This window comes from Mycobacterium sp. TH-M15 (genome assembly GCF_057473705.1).
Genome location: NZ_JBYCLB010000348.1, coordinates 1 through 2317, shown reverse-complemented (window position 1 = coordinate 2317; position 2317 = coordinate 1). Strand labels below are relative to the sequence as shown.

At 70.9% G+C, this 2317-nt stretch carries 1 protein-coding gene; it reads right to left on the bottom strand.

Annotated features, from left to right (window positions below; translation table 11 throughout):
* Window positions 1-1061 precede the first annotated feature (1061 nt).
* On the bottom strand, window positions 1062-2317 hold a 1256-nt coding region (gene hflX / locus AC2VNT_RS08565; RefSeq protein ID WP_486946448.1), incomplete at its 5' end, for a GTPase HflX.

The window sequence follows — 2317 nt, the reverse complement described above, 5'->3', positions numbered from 1 at the left end:
ATCCCCCCCCCAGCCCCACCACCTCCCGGGCACCCCCCCCCCCGCCGGGGGGGGTTGGTTGCGTTGGTTCCTTCCCCCCCACCCCGCCGCCGCCGGCGCAGCCATCGCCGCCATCATCACCACCACAACGATCGGCGGGAGATCGGTCGACGCCCCAACCACACCAGCCACCCCCACCGCCGCGCCGACGGCGCCGGCATCACCCGAGCCACTACCCACTGCCCAAGCTGACCGAAAAACCCCGCCGGCACCACGCTGATCCTGTCCCAGTCGATAGAGACAACCCGGGCGGCACTGCACACTATGGCGACCGCCTACCGCACCTTCGACACCACGAATGGAAACACCCACACCGCGGCGAAGGCTGCGTCTACCGCCACCGGCGTCCTGTGGGATCGGTTGGCCCCGCAGTGATGGCCAGGAGGCTCGGTGCCTGATATTCCGAAGCCCGAGACCGAGCATTCGGCGGAGATTTTGCCGGGCAGCTGGCCGCAGTCCTCTGAGTTCAGTTGGACGGAGTACGGCGCCAAACTGCTCAGCGAGGCTCAGTGGTTGGGCGAGGAACTCGCCGGTCAAGAGGACATCCTGTCGCTGGTCGTCTCCGATGAGCAGCAAGGCGCCTACATCGACTCCGCGGTCAACGTGATCCGTCAGCGCACCGAAACCGTGAGCGATCGGTGCCAGGCATACACCCAGATGGCCGGGCAGGCCAGCGGCATCGGTGGAGACATCCTCACCGCCAAAACCGAGATGGCCGAAAGCGTCACCAACGCCGAAGCCACGATCGCCGCAGCCCGCGCGGATCTGGAGCCCAAGATCGCCGCCGCCCAAGCGGCCGGCCGCAGCGGCGAAGCCCAGTCGCTGCCCCGTGCGCTGCTCTGGGCGCCGCTGCCGGCCGGTGAGAAGATCGCCCTCACCGGCTTGATGGGCGGTGATTCGATCAGCTGTCGCAGCGGCTCAGACCTGGTCGCCTGCATCCTCACCGGCCCGCCGGGCGCCCCCCGGGCACCGCTTCGTGCTGCAGCCCTCGGGCAGCTGGGGATATTAGGCCATCGGGCCGGTCAGATCGTGGCGAACCCGGCCAGCCGAGCGGCCAGCGCGGCCGGCACCCGGGCCTTGATCCGGGTCCCGCCGTCGCCGTGCTCGACGGCGTCCACCCGGCCCTCGTCATGCAGCCGGGCGACCAGGTCACCTCGGTGATAGGGGACGGTGACGTCTACGGCGACATCGGAGCGGGCCAGCAACTCCGCGAGCCGGGACCGCAGCCGGTGCAGGCCCTCACCGGTGCGCGCCGAGACGAAGACGGCATCCGGTAGCGCCCGACGCAGCTGAGCCAAGGTCAGCTCGTCGGCGGCATCGATCTTGTTGACCACCAACAACTCCGGGATCGACCGCCGGGCGATCCCGTCGCTATCGGCGAGCACCTCGTGCACCACCGACCGCACCGCGTCGATCTGGCCGGCCGGGTTGGCGTCGGCGCCGTCGACCACGTGCAGCAGCAGATCGGCGTCGGCGACCTCCTGCAGGGTGGATCGGAACGCCTCGACCAGCTGGGTGGGGAGGTGCCGGACGAACCCGACGGTGTCGGTGAGCACGAAGCCGAACCCGGCCTTGGACCCGTCGTCGATGACGCCGCGCCGGGTGGTGGGCTCCAGGGTGGCGAAGAGTGCGTCCTGCACCAGCACCCCGGCACCGGTGAGCGCGTTGAGCAGGCTGGACTTGCCGGCGTTGGTGTAGCCGACGATCGCCACCGCCGGCAACTCGCTGGCCAGCCGGCGGTGGCGCTGGGTGTCGCGGATCCGGCGCATCGCCTTGATGTCGCGGCGCAGCTTGGCCATCCGCTCCCGGATCCGCCGGCGGTCGGTCTCGATCTTGGTCTCCCCCGGCCCGCGCAGCCCCACCCCGCCGCCGCTGCCGCCGGCCCGGCCGCCGGCCTGCCGGGACATCGATTCGCCCCAGCCGCGCAGCCGCGGCAGCATGTACTCCATCTGCGCCAGCGCCACCTGGGCTTTGCCCTCGCGGCTGGTGGCGTGCTGGGCGAAGATGTCCAAGATCAGCGCGGTGCGGTCGATCACCTTGACCTTCACCGCCTTCTCCAACGCGGTCAGCTGGGCCGGGGAGAGCTCACCGTCGCAGATGACGGTGTCGGCGCCGGTCGCCAAGACGATCTCCCGCAGCTCCCGGGCCTTGCCCGAGCCGATGTAGGTGGCCGGGTCGGGCTTGTCGCGGCGCTGGATCAGGCCTTCGAGCACCTGGGAGCCGGCGGTCTCGGCCAGCGCGGCGAGTTCGGCCATGCGCGCCTCGGCGTCGGCGGTGC